Source organism: Pseudomonas sp. S2_E01 (genome assembly GCF_054668365.1).
In genome coordinates, this window is the sequence record NZ_CP162762.1 from 471,964 (window position 1) to 491,973 (window position 20,010).

General features: G+C 59.7%; 18 protein-coding genes. 5 read left to right on the forward strand and 13 right to left on the reverse strand.

Features of this window, described 5'->3' with window-relative positions:
• Positions 1-8: 8 nt before the first annotated feature.
• From aauR to AB4O36_RS02300, 10 genes are all read right to left on the reverse strand, one after another.
• On the reverse strand, positions 9-1,337 hold the full coding sequence (gene aauR / locus AB4O36_RS02255) for a two-component response regulator AauR (protein WP_460121300.1): 1,329 nt from the start codon (positions 1,335-1,337) through the stop codon (positions 9-11).
• Positions 1,334-3,235 (reverse strand): two-component sensor histidine kinase AauS, encoded by a 1,902-nt coding sequence (aauS, locus tag AB4O36_RS02260; protein WP_460121302.1) that lies wholly within the window; start codon positions 3,233-3,235, stop codon positions 1,334-1,336. Before aauS ends, aauR begins: the two co-directional genes overlap by 4 nt.
• 164 nt (positions 3,236-3,399) lie before the next feature.
• Positions 3,400-4,134 carry an amino acid ABC transporter ATP-binding protein gene (locus tag AB4O36_RS02265; protein WP_460121303.1) on the reverse strand — a complete coding sequence of 245 codons (735 nt, stop codon included), beginning with the start codon at positions 4,132-4,134 and terminating at the stop codon, positions 3,400-3,402.
• Positions 4,131-4,802: an amino acid ABC transporter permease gene (locus tag AB4O36_RS02270; protein ID WP_460121305.1), complete on the reverse strand. Its 672-nt coding sequence runs from the start codon at positions 4,800-4,802 to the stop codon at positions 4,131-4,133. The genes AB4O36_RS02265 and AB4O36_RS02270 overlap by 4 nt, the downstream gene beginning before the upstream one ends.
• Positions 4,802-5,548 (reverse strand): amino acid ABC transporter permease, encoded by a 747-nt coding sequence (locus AB4O36_RS02275; protein ID WP_460121307.1) that lies wholly within the window; start codon positions 5,546-5,548, stop codon positions 4,802-4,804. Before AB4O36_RS02275 ends, AB4O36_RS02270 begins: the two co-directional genes overlap by 1 nt.
• A gap of 193 nt (positions 5,549-5,741) precedes the next feature.
• A complete protein-coding gene (locus AB4O36_RS02280; protein WP_460121309.1) occupies positions 5,742-6,656 on the reverse strand; it encodes a glutamate/aspartate ABC transporter substrate-binding protein in 915 nt (304 codons plus the stop codon).
• 365 nt (positions 6,657-7,021) lie between these two features.
• The gene (gene glpD / locus AB4O36_RS02285; protein WP_460140968.1) at positions 7,022-8,560 is read right to left on the reverse strand and encodes a glycerol-3-phosphate dehydrogenase; all 1,539 of its coding nucleotides are present in this window, start codon (positions 8,558-8,560) and stop codon (positions 7,022-7,024) included.
• Between the two features lie 309 nt (positions 8,561-8,869).
• Positions 8,870-9,625 carry a DeoR/GlpR family transcriptional regulator gene (locus AB4O36_RS02290; protein ID WP_460121313.1) on the reverse strand — a complete coding sequence of 252 codons (756 nt, stop codon included), beginning with the start codon at positions 9,623-9,625 and terminating at the stop codon, positions 8,870-8,872.
• Positions 9,626-9,719: 94 nt separating this feature from the next.
• Positions 9,720-11,225 (reverse strand): glycerol kinase GlpK, encoded by a 1,506-nt coding sequence (glpK, locus tag AB4O36_RS02295; protein WP_460140969.1) that lies wholly within the window; start codon positions 11,223-11,225, stop codon positions 9,720-9,722.
• 56 nt (positions 11,226-11,281) lie between these two features.
• Positions 11,282-12,127, reverse strand: coding sequence for an MIP/aquaporin family protein (locus AB4O36_RS02300; RefSeq protein ID WP_460140970.1), 846 nt, complete (start codon positions 12,125-12,127; stop codon positions 11,282-11,284).
• A gap of 369 nt (positions 12,128-12,496) precedes the next feature.
• Between AB4O36_RS02300 and ybaK the strand changes: the two genes are divergently transcribed.
• Together ybaK and AB4O36_RS02310 are read left to right on the forward strand one after the other, a co-directional pair.
• Complete coding sequence (gene ybaK, locus AB4O36_RS02305) at positions 12,497-12,967, forward strand: Cys-tRNA(Pro) deacylase (protein WP_460121319.1); 471 nt, start codon at positions 12,497-12,499, stop codon at positions 12,965-12,967.
• 16 nt (positions 12,968-12,983) lie between these two features.
• Positions 12,984-13,766: a PhzF family phenazine biosynthesis protein gene (locus tag AB4O36_RS02310; RefSeq protein WP_460140971.1), complete on the forward strand. Its 783-nt coding sequence runs from the start codon at positions 12,984-12,986 to the stop codon at positions 13,764-13,766.
• Between the two features lie 130 nt (positions 13,767-13,896).
• Here the strand turns inward: AB4O36_RS02310 and AB4O36_RS02315 are convergent, their stop codons facing one another.
• Positions 13,897-15,006 (reverse strand): ABC transporter ATP-binding protein, encoded by a 1,110-nt coding sequence (locus AB4O36_RS02315; protein ID WP_460140972.1) that lies wholly within the window; start codon positions 15,004-15,006, stop codon positions 13,897-13,899.
• Positions 15,003-15,923, reverse strand: coding sequence for an ornithine carbamoyltransferase (gene argF, locus AB4O36_RS02320; protein ID WP_460121325.1), 921 nt, complete (start codon positions 15,921-15,923; stop codon positions 15,003-15,005). The genes AB4O36_RS02315 and argF overlap by 4 nt, the downstream gene beginning before the upstream one ends.
• 404 nt (positions 15,924-16,327) lie before the next feature.
• Between argF and AB4O36_RS02325 the strand changes: the two genes are divergently transcribed.
• The 3 genes from AB4O36_RS02325 to grxD all read left to right on the forward strand — a co-directional run bounded on the left by AB4O36_RS02325 (position 16,328) and on the right by grxD (position 19,289).
• Positions 16,328-16,618: a hypothetical protein gene (locus AB4O36_RS02325; RefSeq protein WP_460121327.1), complete on the forward strand. Its 291-nt coding sequence runs from the start codon at positions 16,328-16,330 to the stop codon at positions 16,616-16,618.
• A gap of 135 nt (positions 16,619-16,753) precedes the next feature.
• Positions 16,754-18,859, forward strand: a complete 2,106-nt coding sequence (locus AB4O36_RS02330) for a molybdopterin oxidoreductase family protein (RefSeq protein ID WP_460140973.1) — start codon at positions 16,754-16,756, stop codon at positions 18,857-18,859.
• Between the two features lie 97 nt (positions 18,860-18,956).
• Complete coding sequence (gene grxD / locus AB4O36_RS02335; RefSeq protein WP_192305341.1) at positions 18,957-19,289, forward strand: Grx4 family monothiol glutaredoxin; 333 nt, start codon at positions 18,957-18,959, stop codon at positions 19,287-19,289.
• A 242-nt stretch (positions 19,290-19,531) separates the two neighbouring features.
• Here grxD and bfr read toward each other — a convergent pair whose 3' ends face one another.
• On the reverse strand, positions 19,532-20,008 hold the full coding sequence (gene bfr, locus AB4O36_RS02340) for a bacterioferritin (protein WP_460140974.1): 477 nt from the start codon (positions 20,006-20,008) through the stop codon (positions 19,532-19,534).
• Positions 20,009-20,010 lie beyond the last annotated feature (2 nt).

A 20,010-nucleotide genomic window follows, 5' to 3' on the forward strand; every position in this document is an offset into this window, starting at 1 on the left:
CAGGTCCATCAGTGGCTCAGTCCGTACTTTTTCACTTTGTCGAACAAAGTGGTCTTGGCCATGCCCAGTTCCAGGCTGGCCTGGGTCAGGTTGCCGCCACTGCGTTGCAGGGCCTCGCCCAACAGATTGCGCTCGAAGGCTTCCACCGCCTCGGCGAAGGCCAGGCCCTGGGTGCTGCCGCTGGGGCCGGCCTTCTTGAAGGCGGGCAGGCCGAGGGCGAACCGTTCGGCGACGTTGCGCAGCTCACGCACGTTGCCTGGCCAGTCGTGGCTCATCAGGTGCGACAGGGTCTGGTTGTCCAGTTCCGGTGCGGCGCGATCGAAGCGCAGGGAGGACTGCTGCAGGAAATGCTCGAACAGTTGCAGGATGTCTTCGCGGCGCTCGCGCAGCGGTGGCAGTTCCAGGGTGACCACGTTGAGGCGGTAATACAGGTCGCTACGAAAATCGCCAGCGCGGCTCAAGTCGTCGAGGTCGCACTTGGTGGCCGCAATCACCCGGCAATCCACCGCTACGCTCTGGTTCGAGCCGAGGCGTTCCAGTGTGCGCTCCTGCAATACTCGCAGCAGTTTGATCTGCAAGGGCAGCGGCATGCTTTCCACTTCGTCGAGGAACAGCGTGCCGCCATCGGCGTGTTCGATCTTGCCGATGCGTCGTTTGCCGGCACCGGTGAAGGCATTGGCTTCGTGGCCGAAAATTTCGCTTTCGAACAGGTTCTCCGGCAGCCCGCCACAGTTCAAGGCGACGAATTGCCGGGTGTGTCGGCGACTGAAGTCATGCAGGCAACGGGCGACCAGTTCCTTGCCGGTGCCGGTCTCGCCTTCGATGAGCACGTTGGCCGAGGTGTCGGCGACGTTGGCGATCAGCTCCCGCAGGTTCTGCATGGCGGGCGAGCGGCCGATGATCCGACCTTCGAGCGAGTCGCGCTCCGCCAATTGCCGACGCAGTGACGACACCTCCCGTGCCAGGCTGCGTTGCTCCAGGGCGCGGCGGGCCACGTCCACCAGGCGTTCCGGGGAAAAGGGCTTCTCCATGAAATCGTAGGCGCCTTTTTGCATCGCGCCGACGGCCATGGAGATGTCGCCGTGGCCGGTAATCAGTACCACGGGCAAGCTTCGGTCACGCGCCTTGAGGCGGGTCAGCAGTTCGAGGCCATCGATGCCCGGCAGGCGAATGTCACTGATGACGATGCCGGCAAAGTTTTCGCCGACCCGCTCCAGGGCGTCCTCGGCGCAGGTCACGCCGATGCAGGGAATGTCCTCCAGGCTCAGCGCCTGCTGGCAGCCGAGCAGCACATGGGGGTCGTCTTCGACGATCAGCACACTAAGGTCGTTGTTCATATTGGCTCGGCAGGAGTAGGGCTTACCAACGGTAAACTGAGGACGAAACTGGTGCCACCACTGGCCGGATGCTCGACATCCAGGTGCCCGCCGGTGGCAGCTGCCAGGCTGGCGGACAGGGTCAGGCCAAGCCCGAGGCCCTGTTCGCCGGGTTTGGTGGTGAAAAAAGGTTCGAACAGGTGCTTGCGTGCATCGATGTCGATGCCGTGACCGTTGTCGCGCACACGCAGGCGATATTTGCCTTCCAGCGCTTCACCTTCCAGCCACAGCTCCGGCAGCGGCTGGGCCAGCATGGCGTCGAGGGCGTTGCCGATCAGGTTGACCAGGATCTGCTCCAGGCGGGTCTGGTCGATCTGCACCTGTACGTCTTCAAAGTGCCGATGCACTTGCAGGTGAGCGCTTTCGACGCGGGTACCCAGCAACTGCAACGCCGCATCCACGCCTTTGCCGAGGCAGGCCTGGCCTTGGTCGTCACCGCGCCGGGCGAACGAGCGCAGGCTGGCGGTGATGCGCCCCATGCGGTCGATCAGGTCGTTGATGGTCTTGAGGTTGGTGCTCGCGACGTCCAGTTGGCCACGCTCCATGAAGCGCACGGTATTGCCGGACAAGGTCCGCAGCGCCGCCAGTGGCTGGTTCAGTTCGTGGGCGATGCTGGTGGACATCTGGCCGATGGCTGCGAGTTTACCGGCCTGCACCAGTTCATCCTGGGCGCGGCGCAGCGTTTCTTCGGCATGGCGGCGTTCGCGGATCTGGCCCTTGAGCCGTTCGTTGCTGGCGCGTAGATCGGAGGTGCGTTCGGTAATCCGACGCTCGAGCTGATTGTTGGCTTCCTGCAGGGCTTCGCGGGCGGCGAGACGGGTGGCAATGACCTTGCGCCGCTCGTTCCAGGCGATTAGCAGAAACGCCACGAGGGCAAACGCCACGGCCACCAGAATACCCTGGTTAATGGCCTGGCGACGCAGATCCTGCAACGGCGTGAGCAAGGTGAAATTCCACGGCGTGTCGCTCAATTGGCGGGTTTGCGAAAGGTAGCTGATGTCCTCGTCGTCGGACTCCACTTCGCTGTTGGCGGGGAAGGTCAGCTTTTCCTCGCCCTCGGCCAGTTTTTCCCGGGCCAGCGGTTGCAGCTCGTTCAGCGGGAACCAGTAGTACTGAAGGCTTCGGGCGAGTTTTTCCTTGGTGTCTTCGCTCAGTGGCACCACTGATTTCAGGCGCCGAGAGGGGTCGCTCGAGAGAATGATGATGCCGTTCTCGTCGCTGACAAAGGCTTCCAGTCGCGCTCGTTGCCAGCGTTCTTCCATGGCTTCGAGACGAACCTTGACCACCGCTACGCCGATGATCTTGCCGTGTTCTTCCAGGCCGTGGGCCAGGTAGTAACCCGGCTCGCCGTTGGTGCTGCCGATGCCATAGAACCGGCCAGGCTGGCCACGAACGGCATTCTGGAAGTAGGCGCGGAAGGAGAGGTCTTCACCCAGGTAACTGTCGACGTCACGCCAGTTGCTGGTGGCCATGACGCGACCGGTGGTGTCCATCACATAGATGGCCCGACTGCGGCTGCGGCGGTTCAGGCCTTCGAGGTAATCGTTGACGACTTGCCGGTGTTCCGGCGTTGGCTCGGCCAGCAGCCGGGAAACGCTCGATTCGAGCTCCAGCAGACTGGGCAGGTAGGTGTATTTGCTGATCTCGCTCTCGACGGCGCGGGCGTGCAGTTCAAGCTGGCGCTGGCCGTTCTCGCTGAGGCTGCGGATGCCGTAATGTTCGCTGAGCCAGAAGCCGAGGTAGCCCAGTCCGATCATCAGCGCGATGATCAGCGGCGGCAGGAGCAGATGGCGGATCTGACGGGGTTTCACGGCGAGTGATGGCGGCGCGGCGCGATAAAGAGTGGGGTCGCATTTCATCACAGATGCCTTGGGTCAACCAGCGCTTGCACGCCCTCCCTCTCTGTAGGAGCGAGCATGCTCGCGATGGTGGACCAGACACCACGGGGTATCAGGCAGCCAACGTTATCGTTGACGACCATCGCGAGCGTGCTCGCTCCTACAGAGGGGGAGGGAGCGTGCTTTTAGTGCTGCAAGATCTTGTTGAGGAAGTGCTGGGTGCGTTCGGCACGGTGGCTGATGTCACCGAAGAACTCCTCTTTCGGGCAGTCCTCGATGATCTTGCCGGCGTCCATGAAGATCACGCGGTCGGCCACTTTGCGGGCGAAGCCCATTTCGTGGGTCACACACATCATGGTCATGCCTTCGTGGGCCAATTGCACCATCACGTCGAGCACTTCGTTCACCATCTCCGGGTCGAGTGCCGAGGTCGGTTCGTCGAAGAGCATGACGATAGGGTCCATCGCCAGCGCACGGGCAATCGCCACACGCTGTTGCTGGCCACCGGACAGTTGCCCAGGATGCTTGTGGGCGTGCGCCGAGAGACCGACGCGCTCCAGCAGTTGCAGGCCTTTCTTGGTGGCCTCTTCCTTGCTGCGGCCCAGCACCTTGATCTGCGCGATGGTCAGGTTTTCGGTGATGGTCAGGTGCGGGAACAGCTCGAAATGCTGGAACACCATGCCGACGCGCGAACGCAACTTTGGCAGGTCGGTTTTCGGGTTGGCGATGGAGGTCCCATCGACCACGATGTCACCTTTCTGGAACGGCTCCAGGGCGTTGACGCACTTGATCAGGGTCGACTTGCCGGAACCTGACGGCCCGCACACCACGATCACTTCGCCTTTCTTGACCTCGGTGCTGCAATCGGTCAGCACCTGGAAGTCCCCATACCACTTGTTGATGTTCTTGATAGAGATCATACGGCGAACCTTTTTTGCAGACGCTTGACCAGCTGCGAGGCGGCAAAGCTGATGATGAAGTAAACGAGACCTGCGAAGATCAGGAACTCATTGGAGCGACCGATGATGTCGCCACTGGCGCGCGAAGCATTGAGGAAATCCACCAGGCCAACGGCGTAGACCAACGAGGTGTCCTGGAACAGGATGATGCTTTGCTGCAGCAACAGCGGGGTCATCTTGCGGAACGCCTGCGGCAGGATGATCAACCGCATCATCTGGCCGTAAGTCATGCCCAGCGCCTGCGCGGCACCCATCTGCCCCTTGGGAATCGACTGCACGCCGGCGCGCACGATTTCACAGAAGTAGGCGGCTTCGAACATCATGAAAGCCACGATGCACGAGGCGAATGCGCCGATCGGGGTGTCTTCGCCGGTGATCCAGCGCAGTACGAATGGCACCGCCAGGTAGAACCAGGTGATGACCAGCAGCAGCGGGATCGAACGGAAGTAGTTAACGTAGGCGCCAGCCAGGTTGGACAGCAGTTTGCTGTGGGACAGGCGCATCAGCGCGAGAACGGTGCCCAGGATGAGCCCGCCGATGACACCCATGATCATCAGTTTGAGGGTCATGACCATGCCGTTCCACAGGCCTGGAATTGCCGGGACGATGCCCGAGAAGTCGAATTCCATCATTTACCCCCTGCGGAAATCAGGCCTGGTACGGCGACTTTCTTCTCGACCATGCGCATCAGCAGCATCAGGCTCATGTTCAGGGTGAAGTAGATCAGCGTGGCCAGGGTGAACGCTTCGAACAGGTTGGCCGAGAACTCGGCGGTCTGCTTGGTCTGTGCGAGCAGCTCCATCAGGCCGATCAAGGATGCCACGGACGAGTTCTTGAAGACGTTGAGAAATTCCGACGTGAGCGGCGGAATGATGATCCGGTAGGCCTGGGGCAGCAGCACGTTCCAGTAGATCTGCGGCAGCTTGAAACCCATGGCGCGAGCGGCAGCTTCCTGGCCCTTGGGCAGCGCCTGGATACCGGTGCGCACCTGTTCGCAAACCCGCGCGGCGGTGAACAGACCCAGGCACACGATGACGCTGAGGAACGCCGAGGTCGTCGGGTTCAGGTCCTGTTTGTACCATTCCTGCAGGTCAGCCGGCAGCAAATCAGGCACCAGGAAGTACCAGATGAACAGCTGTACCAGCAGAGGCACGTTACGGAAAACTTCGACGTAGCAGGTGGCGATGCCCGATACGATGCGATTCGGTACGGTGCGCATGACGCCCAGGATCGAACCCAGTATCAGGGCGATGATCCAGGCCACGACGGCAATGGCGATGGTCCAGCCCAGACCGGAAATGAACCAGTCGAGATATGTCTCGCTGCCCACGCCGGTGGACTTGAAGAACACGCCCCAGTCCCAGTTGTAATTCATCAGGGTCTCCCCTCGGATTTTATCGATGTACTAATGCCCGCTTGGGGACGCTCCGTTCCCACCCCGACCTTGAAGGTCGGGCACACACGAGCGGCTCGACAAACCACCGGTTCGAGTGTTTCCAGATTGACGCCAGCAGGGAGTAGCTCCTGAAAGGGCAATGGCCCTCTCAGGAGTTAAGGTTAGACAGAAATCAGGATTTCTTGTCGTCAGCCGCTTTATCGGTTGGGGTGGCGATCAAAGCCTTGAGCTCGTTGCTCATCGGGAATTGCAGGTTCACGCCTTTTGGCGGGACTGGCTGCAGGAACCACTTGTCGTAGATCTTGTTGATCTCGCCCGATGCGTAGGTAGCCTTGATGGCGTCATCCACGACCTTCTTGAATGGCTCGTCGCCCTTGCGCACCATGCAACCGTAGATTTCGTAGGATTGCGGCGTGCCGGTTACAGCCCAGTCAGCAGGCTTCTTGGCCTTGGCCATTTCGCCTGCCAGCAGCACGTCGTCCATCATGAAGGCGACGGCGCGGCCACTTTCCAGCATCTGGAAGGACTCGCCGTGGTCTTTGGCGGAGATGACGTTCATACCCATCTGCTTGTCGGCGTTCATGGCCTTGAGGATGCGCTCGGACGTGGTGCCAGCGGTGGTGACGACGTTCTTGCCTTTGAGGTCGTCGAAATCCTTGTAGGCCGAATCTTTCTTGGACAGCAGGCGGGTGCCGACTTCGAAGATGCCTACGGAGAAATCAACCTGTTGCTGACGTTCGACGTTGTTGGTGGTGGAGCCGCATTCCAGGTCTACGGTGCCGTTCTGCACCAGCGGGATACGGGTTTGCGAGGTCACCAGGTTGTATTTGACTTGCAGGTTGGGCAGGTCCAGCTCTTTTTTCAGTGCATCAACGACTTTCAGCTGCAGGTCGTGGGAATAGCCGACCGGTTTGCCGGAAGCATCCACGATGTAGGAAAAAGGAATGGAAGCGTCACGGTGGCCGAGGGTAATCGTGCCGGATTCTTTGATCTTCTTCAGGGTGCCGGTGAGCTCGGCGGCGAAAACTGGAGTGCTGATCAGAGCGGCAGCGATGGCTGCGCCCAGGATATGGGGAACGATACGCATCAAATTGTCCTCGACATTGTTTTTTTTATGGAGCCGATCAGTCGGCCCTTTTGAGCTTCGAGCGTTTGCTGGCTTCCACGGTTGCGCGCAGCAAAGCATTCGTCGAAAAGTGTAGAGCATGAGTCGTGCCAGGCCAGGTCTCATGTAGTAGTTTGTTGATTTATAAGGATTATTAAATATTTCTGATGTTTTTTTGATATCAGAATATCCGGGAATCCGAATAGGCGGGCGGGTTGCGTTCGGAAAACCGACTGCGATTTCAGGCCTTTGGGCGCCCCTGTGGGAGCGGGGGATGAATTGTGCGACAAAATGCAAAAAGCCCCTGAATCATCGATCCAGAGGCTTCTGGGCCAGCCGGCCGCCAATCAGGCCGCTTCGATCTTGCGACGGCTCTGCTCCACCTTGCTCAGGTAATCCACCAGCGTCTGCTGTTCAGCCGCCGTGGTGAACAAGCCCAGCTTGCTGCGCCGCCACAGGATGTCCTGCGCGGTGGTCACCCACTCTTCGCTGCACAGGTAATCGACTTCGCGTGTGTAAAGACCGCCACCGATGTGCTCGCCGAGGTCCGCGAGATCCTGCACGCCTTCCAGCATGCGCCAGGTACGACTGCCGTAGGCAGTGGACCAGCGACGGGCGATTTCGGTCGGCACCCAGTCGTACTGGTCGCGAATCCGTGAGGCCAGGGCTTGCGGGGTGGTCATGTCTTCGCCGCCCGGCAGGGTTTCGGCGGCCGTCCAGCTGGGCTTGATGTGCGAGAAATACGGCGCCAGTTGGGCCAGGGCCGATTCGGCCAGTTTGCGGTAGGTGGTCAGCTTGCCGCCGAACACTGACAGCAACGGTGCCTCTTCGCCCGAGCCCGACAGCGCCAGGGTGTAGTCGCGGGTAACGGCTGACGGGTTGTCGGATTCGTCGTTGCACAGCGGGCGCACCCCGGAATAGCTGTGCAGGATGTCGTCGCGGCTGATCTGCTTCTTGAAGTGGGCGTTGACCACTTGCAGCAGATAATCGGTCTCACCGTCGGTGATCGCCACCCTGGCCGGGTCACCGGTGTACTCGCGGTCAGTCGTGCCGATCAGGGTGAACTCATTCAAGTAGGGAATGGTAAAGACGATGCGCTGATCTTCGTTCTGCAGAATGTGTGCATGATCGCCCTCGTACAGCTTTGGCACGATCAGGTGGCTGCCCTGAATCAGGCGGATGCCGTAGGGCGATTCCATTTTCAGGTCATCACGAATGAATTTGGCGACCCATGGGCCGGCAGCGTTTACCAAAGCCTTGCTACGAATCGAGAACAGGCTGCCGTCGGCACGCTCCAGATGCAGATGCCACAGGCCCTTGGTGCGACGGGCGCTGACGCAGCGTGTTTGCGTGTGAATGTGTGCGCCTTTTTCGCGAGCTGCCATGGCGTTCAGTACCACGAGGCGGGCGTCGTCCACCCAGCAATCGGAGTACTCGAAACCCTTTGTGATTTCGCTTTTCAACGGACTGTCGGGGCCAAACTTGAGGCTGTTCGAGCCTTGCAGTTTTTCCCGTTTGCCGAGGTTGTCATAAAGGAAAAGGCCGGCGCGGATCATCCACGCCGGACGCAGGTGCGGACGGTGCGGCAGCACGAAACGCATCTGTTTGACGATGTGCGGCGCCTTGGCCAGCAACACTTCGCGTTCGGCGAGGGCTTCTCGCACCAGGCGGAATTCATAATGTTCGAGGTAGCGCAGGCCGCCGTGGATCAGCTTGCTGCTGGCCGACGAGGTGTGGCTGGCCAGGTCATCCTTTTCGCAAAGGAACACCGAAAGGCCGCGACCGGCAGCATCTGCTGCGATCCCCACGCCATTGATCCCGCCACCGATGACGGCAATGTCGTAGACCTCAGCGATAGGGGGCGTGGGCAAGGTAGAAGTGGGCATCGCATGGCCTCGGGCATTTTTTGATTTTCGATATTCGAACATAAATGTTCATTTGCGAAAATGGTAGCCCATAAAGAAGCGCGCAGCCAGTTAACTTCGATTGAAAAAACTGATCGAAAGGCGGGGAAAGGAAAATTTTCGAACATGTTGGCGCGCGTTTTAGCGCGAAAGATGTGTTGCCGGTGCCGGCATCATCGCGAGCAAGCTCGCTCCTACAGGGAACGATTCGTACACAGATTTTGTGTACACCTCCAATCCCCTGTAGGAGCGAGCTGGCTCGCGATGGGGCCGGAACAGGCTACAAAATACCTAAACCACTTCCAACCGAACCTTGTGCTGACTCAGCAACTGCGCCAGCGCTGGCACCGGCTGCTGGTCGGTCACCAGGCAATCGACCAGACTGATCGGCCCCAGGCGAATCATGGCGTTGCGCCCGAATTTGCTGGAGTCTGCGGCCAGGATCACCTGACGGGCATTGGCAATGATCGCCTGTGAAACGCGCACTTCCTGGTAGTCGAAGTCCAGCAGGCTGCCGTCTTCATCGATACCACTGATGCCCACCAGCGCGAAATCGACCTTGAACTGGTTGATGAAATCGACGCTGGCCTGACCGACCACCCCACCATCGCGCCGCACATTGCCGCCGGTCAGCAGAACGTCAAAATCGTCCTTGGCGCTGAGCATGGAAGCTACGTGCAGATTGTTGGTGATGATCTTCAGGTGGTTGTGGTTGAGCAACGCCCGTGCAATCGATTCGGTGGTGGTGCCAATATTGATGAACAACGAAGCGTGGTCGGGGATCTGCGCGGCAACGGCTTCGCCGATGCGCTGCTTTTCATCGCGCATCTGATCGGCGCGCATGGCGTAGGCGGTGTTTTCGACGCTGGAGTCATAGGCAGCGCCGCCGTGGTAGCGACGCAGCAGATTGGCTTCCGCGAGCTGGTTGATATCGCGGCGGATGGTCTGGGGCGTCACGACGAACAGCGAGGCCATTTCCTCGATGCTGACGTAGCCGCGTTCGCGAACCAGTTCGAGGATTTGCTGCTGGCGGGGAGGCAGATTCATGGGGCGTCCTTTGGGCTGCCGTGCAAAATTTGCCCATGATGCCGCAGGAATCTGCTCCCTGCCAGTTACATGCTGAAGCAGGAGACAGCTTGGCTTATTCAGCGCCTTCCTGTGGCTCCCAGTCGCGCGTGCGACTGACCGCTTTTTTCCAGCCGGCGTAGAGTTTTTCCTTGGCGACTTCGTCCAGCGTCGGTTCGAATTCGCGCTCGATCACCGCCTTGTCGCGCAATTCCTCAAGGCTGCCCCAGAAACCGCACGCCAACCCGGCCAGGTAAGCCGCGCCCAATGCTGTGGTCTCGCGCATTTTCGGACGCTCAACCTGAGTGCCGAGGATGTCGGCCTGGAACTGCATGAGGAAATTGTTCGCCACCGCGCCGCCGTCCACGCGCAGCGCTTTGAGGCGCTCGCCGGAATCCTGTTGCATGGCGTCGAGTACGTCGCGGGTCTGGTAGGCAATCGACTCCAGGGCGGCACGGATGATGTGGTCTACGCGTACACCGCGTGTCAGGCCGAACAGAGCGCCACGGGCGTATGGGTCCCAGTAGGGGGCACCAAGTCCGGTGAAGGCCGGGACCAGGTACACACCGTTGCTGTCCTTGACCTTGCTGGCGAAGTATTCGGTGTCGTGGGCATCGTTGATGATCTTCAGCTCATCGCGCAGCCACTGCACGGTCGAGCCGCCGTTGAACACCGCACCTTCCAGTGCATAGGCGACTTCGCCCCGCGGGCCGCAGGCGATGGTCGTCAGCATGCCGTGTTGGGATTTCACGGCCTTATTACCCGTGTTCATCAACAGGAAACAGCCGGTGCCGTAGGTGTTTTTCGCCTGGCCAGGCTCGACGCACATCTGGCCGAACAGAGCGGCCTGCTGGTCGCCGGCGATGCCGCCGATGGCGATACCGCTTTTGGTGTGGCCGTAGATTTCCGAGGAGGACTTCACCGGCGGCAGCATCTCACGCGGGATGTCCAGCAGCTCGAGCATCTTCGCATCCCACTCCAGGGTGTGGATGTTGAACAGCAGGGTGCGCGAGGCATTGGTGTAATCGGTGACGTGCACCTTGCCACCAGTAAATTTCCAGATCAGCCAGCTGTCGACGGTGCCGAACAGCAGCTCGCCGTTGCGCGCGCGTTCACGGCTGCCTTCGACGTTGTCGAGGATCCACTTCAGTTTGGTGCCGGAGAAATACGGGTCGGTCACCAGGCCAGTCGTTTCGCTGATGTACTGCTCGTGACCGTCACGCTTGAGCTGCTGGCAGATCTCGGTGCTGCGACGGCATTGCCAGACGATCGCGTTGTAGATCGGGCGGCCGGTGGTCTTGTCCCAGACCACCGTGGTTTCACGCTGATTGGTGATGCCGATGGCGGCGACCTGGTCGTGATGCAGGCCGGCTTGAGCCAGGGCTTCGACCATCACGGCGCTTTGGGTGGCGAAGATTTCCATCGGGTCGTGCTCGACCCAGCCCGCTTGCGGGTAATGCTGGGCGAATTCACGCTGGGCGGTGCAGACCACGTTCGCGTCACGGTCGAAAATGATGGCGCGAGAACTGGTCGTACCCTGATCGAGGGCAATGATGTAGTTCTTATTCTGAATGTCGGTCATGTCGATTGCCTTGGACGAGATAAAGGGGTGAGGTCAGGCGCATCGCGCCAACGGTATCAGGAAGTTCTTGGTTTGCCGTCAATGGCCGGTGTTGCAGGAGCAGGTTCGGTGGCTGGCAGATGGCGGGCGATCAGCCCGCGATAAGCCGCGGCACCGAGGCAGGCACCGACAATCGGTGCAAAAATCGGGATCAGGAAGTACGGGATCTCACGTGCGCCGGTAAGGGAAATTTCACCCCAGCCTGCGAAAAAAGTCATCAGCTTGGGGCCGAAATCCCGCGCCGGGTTCATCGCGAAGCCGGTCAGCGGGCCCATCGAGCTGCCGATCACCGCAATCAGCAGGCCGATCAGCAGCGGTGCCATGGGGCCGTTCGGTAAACCGTTGTTGTCGTCGGTCAGGGACATGATCACACCCATGAGGATCGCGGTGATGACCACTTCGACCAGGAACGCCTGTGCGGTGGAGAGCGCCGGGTTGGGGAAAGTGGAGAACACCGACGCCAGTTCGAGGCTGGCCTGGGTGCCGCGAACCATATGGTGGGTTTGTTCGTAATCGAAGAATAGATTGCTGTACAGCGTGTAAACCAACAAGGCGCCGCAGAAGGCGCCGGCCAATTGGGCCAGAATATAGGGCGGCAGTTTGCGCTTTTCGAAGTCGGTAAAAATACACAGCGCGATGCTGACGGCGGGGTTGAGGTGAGCCCCTGACACACCGGCCGTCAAATAGATCGCCATGCTGACGCCCACGCCCCAGATGATGCTGATTTCCCACAAGCCGAAGCTGGCACCCGCGACCTTGAGCGCGGCAACGCAACCGGTACCAAAAAAGATCAGCAGTGCAGTGCCCAGAAATTCCGCCAGGCATTGGCTGTAGAGTGACGGTTGTCGTAAAGCAGTTGTCATTGAAAACCTCTTTGTTTTTTTTCTCTGGCGCTCTTTTTTGATCTTGATCAAAGCGCGATTTTCACCGGGAGGGTCCCCACCCTGAGCCCCGGTTTACTGCTGGGTCTTGCGCTGTCGCGTTATACGGTATTCGTAAACGAAAAAATATAGACAAGGATCATGTCTGTCAAAGATCGAAAGTGAACCATTGGTCACATCCGAACTATTAGTCAGGTGAATGATCATTTTGTTTGTCATCCTTGATATGCACTGACGAACGGTGGGTTTATGTGTTGGGTCCTGTAAGCGCTGCCGTGATAGAGCCTTTTGCCAAACAATGACCTAGAATCGGACGCACTATTTTTCTCCGCTGCCCAGTCTGGAGCTGTCATGACCCCCGCATTGGATTTGTTGAAAAAGGTTCGTGCCGAACATCAGATACACAGTTACGAACATGATCCGAAGGCAGCGTCCTACGGACTCGAGGCGGCGGAAAAGCTCGGTCTGGCCCCGGCTCAGGTGTTCAAAACCTTGCTGGCGGCGAGCGAGAAAGGGGAGTTACTGGTGGCCGTGGTGCCGGTGGCCGGCAGTCTGGACTTGAAGGGCCTGGCACACGCGGCCAAGGTCAAGAAGGTGGAAATGGCTGACCCGGCGGCTGCGCAACGCTCCACCGGATATTTGCTGGGTGGCATCAGCCCTCTGGGGCAGAAAAAACGATTGCGCACATTCATCGATAATTCGGCCCTGCCTTTCGCCAGCATTTTTGTCAGTGCGGGGCGGCGTGGTCTGGAAGTTGAATTGGCACCAACGGTGCTGGCCGAACATACTCAGGCCACGTTCGCCGATATCGGCCGCGCCTGAATCAGGGAGAAGATATATGCAGCTTGAGTTTTACCAGGTCGATGCGTTCAGTGACCGTCCCTTCGGTGGCAACCCGGCGATGGTCTACCGGCTCGATGCCTGGCTCGCCGACGAGCTGATGCAGAAGATCGCGGGCGAGCACAACCTCGCCGAAACCGCTTTTGTTGTGCGTGAAGGGCAAAGCTGGCGCATTCGCTGGTTCACCCCGACCACCGAGGTGCCGTTATGCGGACATGCCACGCTGGCCAGCGCCTTTGTCTTGTTTGACATCTACAAGGAAACCGCAGAACGCCTGGATTTCATCTGCAAGTCCGGCCCGCTGAGCGTGAGTCGCGAAGGTGAACGCCTGTGGCTGGACTTCCCGGCCATCGAGACGTCGGAAGTGGGCGTGACCGTGGATGTCGAGCGCGCACTGGGTGTCGAGGCGGTTGATGTGCGAGGTTCCAATGAGCTGTTCGTGGTGCTGGAGTCCGAACAGGCCGTGCTCGATTGCCAGCCTGACATGGTCGCATTGGCCAAGTTGCCTTGGCTGGGCGCTATTGTCACTGCCAGGGGTGGCAAGCACGATTTCGTCTCGCGCTACTTTGCCCCGGCCATTGGCATCAATGAAGACCCGGTGACCGGCTCGACTCATTGCAGCCTGATCCCCTACTGGTCCAAGCGCCTGGGCAAATCGAGCCTGAGCGCCTATCAATGCTCGAAACGCGGCGGTGAATTGTTCTGCCGGCTGGAAGGGGACCGGGTGAAGATCGGCGGGAATGCGACGCTGGTGGCCAGCGGCACCCTGATGTTGGGTTAACCCCTCAAAAAACCTGTGGGAGCGAGCTTGCTCGCGATAGCGGTGTGTCAGTCATTACCTCTTGGCTGACACACCGCTATCGCGAGAAGGCTCGCTCCCACTATGGATTTTGTACAGTCGGGGGTGTGTTTCAGCCCGCAGTGCTGTACCGCCGCACACCTGATTCAACCATCGGAATCTGCGCGGCCGTGCTGCCGGACGCCTGGAACAGCACCAGATGATCAGCGGCGACCTGGATCCCGACATCCGCGCCGACCTGATGATCGACGTGGCTCGGGAAAATCGATTCCAGCTGGGCGCCGGTCGGTAATTGCAGGCGGTACAGGGTGGAGGCACCCTGGAACGACTTGCCGACAATCCGCCCCTTCAATGCGCTGTCCGGTGCATAAATGATGTCGTCCGGACGCAGCAACACGTCCACGGCACCACCGGTGGGCCAGGTGTAGGCGCGGTTGCCGCGCAGTTCTCCAAGCTCGGTCTGCACCGAGTCCGGGCTGCTGAGCTGGCCACGAATGAAATAACCCTGGCCGATGAAGCTCGCGACGTAAGGCGTCTGCGGTTCGTGATAGAGGTTGTAGGGCGTATCCCACTGTTCCAGACGGCCCTCCTTGAACACGCCGATGTGATCGCTGACCGCGAAGGCTTCCTCCTGGTCGTGGGTCACCAGGATTGCACTGGTGCCACGGGCCTTCAGGATGTCGCGCACTTCGTGACTGAGCTTGCGTCGCAATTCGCCGTCGAGGTTGGAAAAGGGCTCGTCGAGCAACAGCAACTGCGGTTCCGGCGCTAGGGCACGGGCCAGGGCCACACGTTGTTGCTGGCCTCCGGACAGTTCGTGGGGGAAGCGTTTGCCGAGGTTCTTCAGGTTGACCAGTTCCAGCAGCTCTTCAGTGACCCGGTCTTTATGCGGATGCTTGCGAATACCGAAGGCGATGTTCTCGGCCACGCTCAAATGCGGAAACAGGGCGTAGTCCTGGAACACCATGCCGATCCGGCGTTTCTCCGGAGCCAGGGTGAACCCAGCGCTGGAGATCGTCTCGCCGGCCAGGCTGATTTCACCCTCGTGAACCGGTTCGAAGCCGGCAATTGCCCGAAGCGTCGTGGTTTTGCCGCAGCCCGAGGAGCCGAGCAGGCAACCGATGTCACCGGCATTCAAATGCAGGTTGAGGTTCTGCACCACACGCTGGTCTTGATAGCCGCAGGCGAGGTTGCGCAGGTTTAGCAGTAGTGGCTGGCTCATGCGTGGTGGTACGCCGGCTCGACGAGAAACTCGAGCAGGGCCTTTTGTGCGTGGAGACGGTTTTCTGCCTGATCCCAGGCCACGGAGCGCGGGTCATCGAGCAGGTCGAGGCTGATTTCCTCGCCACGGTGGGCGGGCAGGCAATGCATGAACAGCACGTCCTCGGCGGCCAGGTCCAGCAACGCACGATTGACCTGGAATGGCGCGAACAGCTTCAGGCGTTTGGCGGTTTCTTCTTCCTGACCCATGGAGGTCCAGACGTCGGTGCTCACCAGGTGGGCACCGCGCACGGCCTCCTGCGGGTCGCGGACGATGGTCACGCGATTGCCGGCCTTGGCAACGAATACCGGGTTGGGTTCGTAGCCTTCCGGGCAGGCAACGCGCAACTGGAAGTCGAACTGGATCGCCGCTTCTATATAGCTGTTGCACATATTGTTGCCGTCACCGATCCAGGCGACGGTCTTGCCCTGGATCGGGCCGCGATGCTCCAGGAAGGTTTGCATGTCGGCCAGCAATTGGCAGGGGTGCAGATCGTCGGACAGGCCGTTGATGACCGGTACGCGCGAGTTGGCGGCAAACTCGGTCAGGGTGCTGTGAGCGAAAGTACGGATCATCACCGCGTCGAGCATGCTCGACATGACGATGGCGGCGTCGCCGATCGGCTCGCCACGACCCAGTTGGGTATCGCGCGGCGACAGGAAGATCGCCTGGCCGCCGAGCTGGATCATGCCGGCTTCGAACGAAATACGGGTGCGGGTCGAGGACTTCTCGAAAATCATCCCGAGCACGCGGTTTTTCAGTGGCTCGAACAGTACGCCGCGGTTACGCAGGTCTTTGAGCTCCACGCCTCGACGGATCACGCTGACCAGTTCGTCGGGCGTGCAGTCCATCAGGGAGAGAAAGTGCCTAGCGCTCATCATTAACTACCTTTTTGCAACAGACCGCAGATACTCAAAGCCTTGTTTTTCGGAACAACGGGCGAGACCTGCGGCGTAAGCCGCACGGGGCGACGAAATAGGGAAGGCGCGATCTTGACATTAAATGTCGCGTTTTTCCAATAGGCTACGGTGTTGGCGGATTTCAGAGGGGCTACGGGGAGACCGCGATAGCGCGTTTGAAGTTTTATTCCTGACAGCAGCCCGTCATTTGTACACCGGGCTCGCGGGGCTTGGCAATCAAGCGGGGCGGGGATGGAGCGATGGCGGTCGGTTTCCGAGCCGGTGCCAGTCGTCGTTAATGGCAATGTGCTGCGTCTGAAACACTTGCTAATGGAATGGGCTGGGTTATAACTAAGTCACAATTGATGCAGGAAGCTTCTTGAATGGATTCGAAAGAACAGCAACTCATGGAATTGCTTGGCTTGACCGCCCGCGCATTGACACACCTCACAGCCTCGGTGACATCGATGTCCTTCGAGCTGATGCGCAGCCAGGACGAGGTGACCAAGGCTGCCGGTCGACGCATGATCGATCGCATGGCTACCATCAGCACAGGGCTCGATGAGCACTGGCGCATCATTGGCGAGCTTACCGGCGTCCACCTCGCCCACGAGCAGATCGAAACCATTCAGGAAATCCAGATGCAGGCGCCGTCGAGGTTGCCTTCCAACTGATGGCTGGTGGCAATCGGCTGGGCTGATGGGGGGCGATTCACAAGACAGACGTCGCTGGCGCCGCGCTTGTGCGGGGGGCATAGTTTTGATCCCGCGGCCGAAAGTGCCGGCCCCCGTACAAAAAAGAGACTGGCCATGACCAAGACTCTCCATCACCGTGCCTGCCACCTGTGTGAAGCCATCTGCGGCCTGACCATCGAGACCACCGAAGCCGACGGCAACGTGCAAATCACCTCGATCAAGGGCGATGCCCAGGATACCTTCAGTCGTGGGCACATTTGCCCCAAGGCTGTGGCGCTCCAGGACATCCAGAACGATCCGGATCGCCTGCATCAGCCGATGCTGCGGGTTGGCAACGATTGGCAACCCATCGAGTGGGAGGACGCCTTCAAGCTGGTTGCCGAACGTCTGGTCGGGATCCAGGCACGCCACGGGCAGAATGCGGTGGCGGTGTATCAGGGCAACCCGAGCGTTCACAACTACGGGCTGATGACCCACAGTAATTACTTCCTGGGCTTGCTGAAAACCCGCAACCGGTTTTCCGCCACCTCCGTTGACCAGTTGCCACACCACCTGACCAGCCACCTGATGTACGGCCATGGCTTGCTGTTGCCGATCCCGGACATCGACCACACCGATTTCATGTTGATCCTGGGCGGCAATCCGCTGGCCTCCAACGGCAGCATCATGACTGTACCGGATGTGGAAAAGCGTCTGAAGGCGATCCAGGCCCGGGGTGGCAAAGTGGTGGTTGTCGATCCGCGTCGCAGTGAAACGGCAGCGATTGCCGACCAGCATTTGTTCGTACGTCCGGGTGGCGATGCGGCACTGTTGTTCGGCTTGCTCAACACCCTTTTTACCGAAGGTCTGACCCGTGAAAGCCATTTGCCGGTGGACGGCCTGGATCAAGTGCGTGAAGCCATCGCAGGTTTCAATGCCGAGGCCATGAGCCCGCTGTGTGCGGTCCCTGCCGATCAGATCCGGCAACTGGCACGAGACTTCGCCGCGGCACCGACCGCGGTCTGTTATGGGCGTATGGGCGTTTCGACCCAGGCGTTCGGCACCCTCTGCCATTGGCTGGTCCAACTGATCAACCTGGTGACGGGCAACCTCGATCGCGTGGGCGGCGCGTTGTGCACCGAGCCCGCTGTGGATCTGGTGGCCACCACCTCGGGCGGACATTTCAACCTGTGGCAGAGTCGCGTTTCCGGGCGCCCGGAATACGCGGGCGAGTTGCCGGTGTCGGCCATGGCCGAAGAGATGCTCACGGGTGGGGAAGGGCAGGTGCGGGCATTAATCACCGTGGCCGGCAACCCGGTATTGTCGACGCCCAATGGCCGGAAACTGGAGCAGGCGCTGGACGGGCTGGAGTTCATGGTCAGTGTTGACTTGTACATTAACGAAACCACGCGTTACGCCGACCTGATCCTGCCGTCGACATCGGCCCTGGAAAACGATCACTACGACACTACGTTCAACCTGTTTGCGGTGCGTAACGTTACGCGCTTCAACCGCGCCATCCTGGCCAAGCCGGAAGGTGCGTTGCACGACTGGGAGATTTTCGTCGGGCTGGCCAAGGCCTTCGCCGAGAAGACCGGCAAGGAACTCAAACCGACAATGCCGCCGGCGAAAATGATCGACATGGGGTTGCGGATGGGCGCCTACGGCGATGCCTCGGAGCACAAGTTGTCACTGGCTACGCTTTTGGATCATCCGCACGGCATCGACCTGGGCGCCCTGAAGTCCAACCTGGCGAAGCGGTTGAAAACGGCCGGACAACGCATCCAGGCGGCTCCCGAGGTGATGCTTGCCGACCTGGCTCGCTTCGCCACGTTGCAGGCGCCGGCAGTCGATCAGTTGTTGATGATCGGGCGTCGTCATGTGCGCAGCAATAATTCCTGGATGCACAATTACCACCGGCTGGTGAAAGGCAAACCCCGTCATCAGTTGCTCATGCATCCGGATGATCTGGTCAGCCGCGGGCTCAGTGATGGGCAGCGGGTGCGAGTCAGCTCCCGTGTGGGGGTGATTGAAGTGGAAGTACTGGGCAGCCTGGAAATGATGAAAGGCGTGGTCAGCCTGCCTCACGGTTGGGGGCATGCGCGGCCCGGCGTGCAGATGACCATTGCCAGCAGCCAGCCAGGTTCCAGTGCCAATGACCTGACGGATGAATGTCAGCTCGACGAACTGTCGGGTAACGCGGCGTTGAATGGCGTGCCGGTCACGGTGGCAGCGGCTTGAGCGGGTCTGTCGGGGAGTCCGAGCATCACGACGGGGTTTCCGTTACAATGCGCCACCGTGCCGACCCCTGAGTCGGAAAGTTCAGTCGAGGTGCTTCATGGATATCATCGAAACGATTAAAGAGCAGATTGCGAACAACACCGTTCTGCTTTACATGAAAGGCTCGCCGAATGCCCCGCAGTGCGGCTTCTCCGCAAAAGCTGCGCAGGCCGTAATGGCGTGTGGTGAGAAGTTTGCGTACGTGGATATCCTGCAGAACCCGGAGATCCGTGCCAACCTGCCAAAATACGCCAACTGGCCGACTTTCCCGCAACTGTGGGTGGCGGGTGAGCTGGTCGGCGGTAGCGATATCATGACCGAGATGGCTGCAGACGGTTCGCTGCAAACCACCATCAAGTCGGCTGTTGAAGCGGCTGCTGCGAAGGCGTGATTGCTGCTAGCGCAGGCACAAAAAGCCCCGCCTCTTGAGAGAGCGGGGCTTTTTTTATGCGCAGATCCCCTGTAGGAGCGAGCTTGCTCGCGATGGAGATCAACTAAAACACGGGTCATCAGACTATCCGCGTTGTCTGGTCCACCATCGCGAGCAAGCTCGCTCCTACAGGGTGGGGTATCGCACATACAAAAATGCCCCGCGTCTGAGAGAGCGCGGGGCTTTTTTTGGCGTCGGGAATATTACTCGTCGTCGCCCATCTGCGATTGCAGGTAGTTCTCAAGACCGATCTTGTCGATCAGGCCCAGTTGGGTTTCCAGCCAATCGATGTGTTCTTCTTCGGACTCAAGAATGTCCTCGAGCAGTTCACGGCTGCCGAAATCGCCAACGGTTTCGCAATGGGCGATCGCGACTTTCAGGTCCGCATGACCGGTCTTCTCGATGCGCAGGTCGCACTCAAGCATTTCCTTGGTGTGCTCGCCGATGTGCAGCTTGCCCAGATCCTGCACGTTTGGCAGGCCTTCCAGAAACAGGATGCGCTTGATCAGCTTGTCCGCGTGTTTCATCTCTTCGATGGACTCGTGGTATTCATGCTTGCCCAGCTTGTTCAGGCCCCAATCTTCATACATGCGGGCATGCAGGAAATATTGATTGATCGCGACCAGCTCATTGGCAAGGATCTTGTTGAGATGCTGGATGACTGTAATGTCGCCTTTCATGA

Bases quoted from the DNA above. Each gene is read 5' to 3' on its own strand.
- aauR (WP_460121300.1), bottom strand. From the start codon at position 1,337: ATGAACAACGACCTTAGTGTGCTGATCGTCGAAGACGACCCCCATGTG.
- aauS (WP_460121302.1), bottom strand. From the start codon at position 3,235: ATGAAATGCGACCCCACTCTTTATCGCGCCGCGCCGCCATCACTCGCC.
- AB4O36_RS02265 (WP_460121303.1), bottom strand. From the start codon at position 4,134: ATGATCTCTATCAAGAACATCAACAAGTGGTATGGGGACTTCCAGGTG.
- AB4O36_RS02270 (WP_460121305.1), bottom strand. From the start codon at position 4,802: ATGGAATTCGACTTCTCGGGCATCGTCCCGGCAATTCCAGGCCTGTGG.
- AB4O36_RS02275 (WP_460121307.1), bottom strand. From the start codon at position 5,548: ATGAATTACAACTGGGACTGGGGCGTGTTCTTCAAGTCCACCGGCGTG.
- AB4O36_RS02280 (WP_460121309.1), bottom strand. From the start codon at position 6,656: ATGCGTATCGTTCCCCATATCCTGGGCGCAGCCATCGCTGCCGCTCTG.
- glpD (WP_460140968.1), bottom strand. From the start codon at position 8,560: ATGCCCACTTCTACCTTGCCCACGCCCCCTATCGCTGAGGTCTACGAC.
- AB4O36_RS02290 (WP_460121313.1), bottom strand. From the start codon at position 9,625: ATGAATCTGCCTCCCCGCCAGCAGCAAATCCTCGAACTGGTTCGCGAA.
- glpK (WP_460140969.1), bottom strand. From the start codon at position 11,225: ATGACCGACATTCAGAATAAGAACTACATCATTGCCCTCGATCAGGGT.
- AB4O36_RS02300 (WP_460140970.1), bottom strand. From the start codon at position 12,127: ATGACAACTGCTTTACGACAACCGTCACTCTACAGCCAATGCCTGGCG.
- ybaK (WP_460121319.1), top strand. From the start codon at position 12,497: ATGACCCCCGCATTGGATTTGTTGAAAAAGGTTCGTGCCGAACATCAG.
- AB4O36_RS02310 (WP_460140971.1), top strand. From the start codon at position 12,984: ATGCAGCTTGAGTTTTACCAGGTCGATGCGTTCAGTGACCGTCCCTTC.
- AB4O36_RS02315 (WP_460140972.1), bottom strand. From the start codon at position 15,006: ATGAGCCAGCCACTACTGCTAAACCTGCGCAACCTCGCCTGCGGCTAT.
- argF (WP_460121325.1), bottom strand. From the start codon at position 15,923: ATGAGCGCTAGGCACTTTCTCTCCCTGATGGACTGCACGCCCGACGAA.
- AB4O36_RS02325 (WP_460121327.1), top strand. From the start codon at position 16,328: ATGGATTCGAAAGAACAGCAACTCATGGAATTGCTTGGCTTGACCGCC.
- AB4O36_RS02330 (WP_460140973.1), top strand. From the start codon at position 16,754: ATGACCAAGACTCTCCATCACCGTGCCTGCCACCTGTGTGAAGCCATC.
- grxD (WP_192305341.1), top strand. From the start codon at position 18,957: ATGGATATCATCGAAACGATTAAAGAGCAGATTGCGAACAACACCGTT.
- bfr (WP_460140974.1), bottom strand. From the start codon at position 20,008: ATGAAAGGCGACATTACAGTCATCCAGCATCTCAACAAGATCCTTGCC.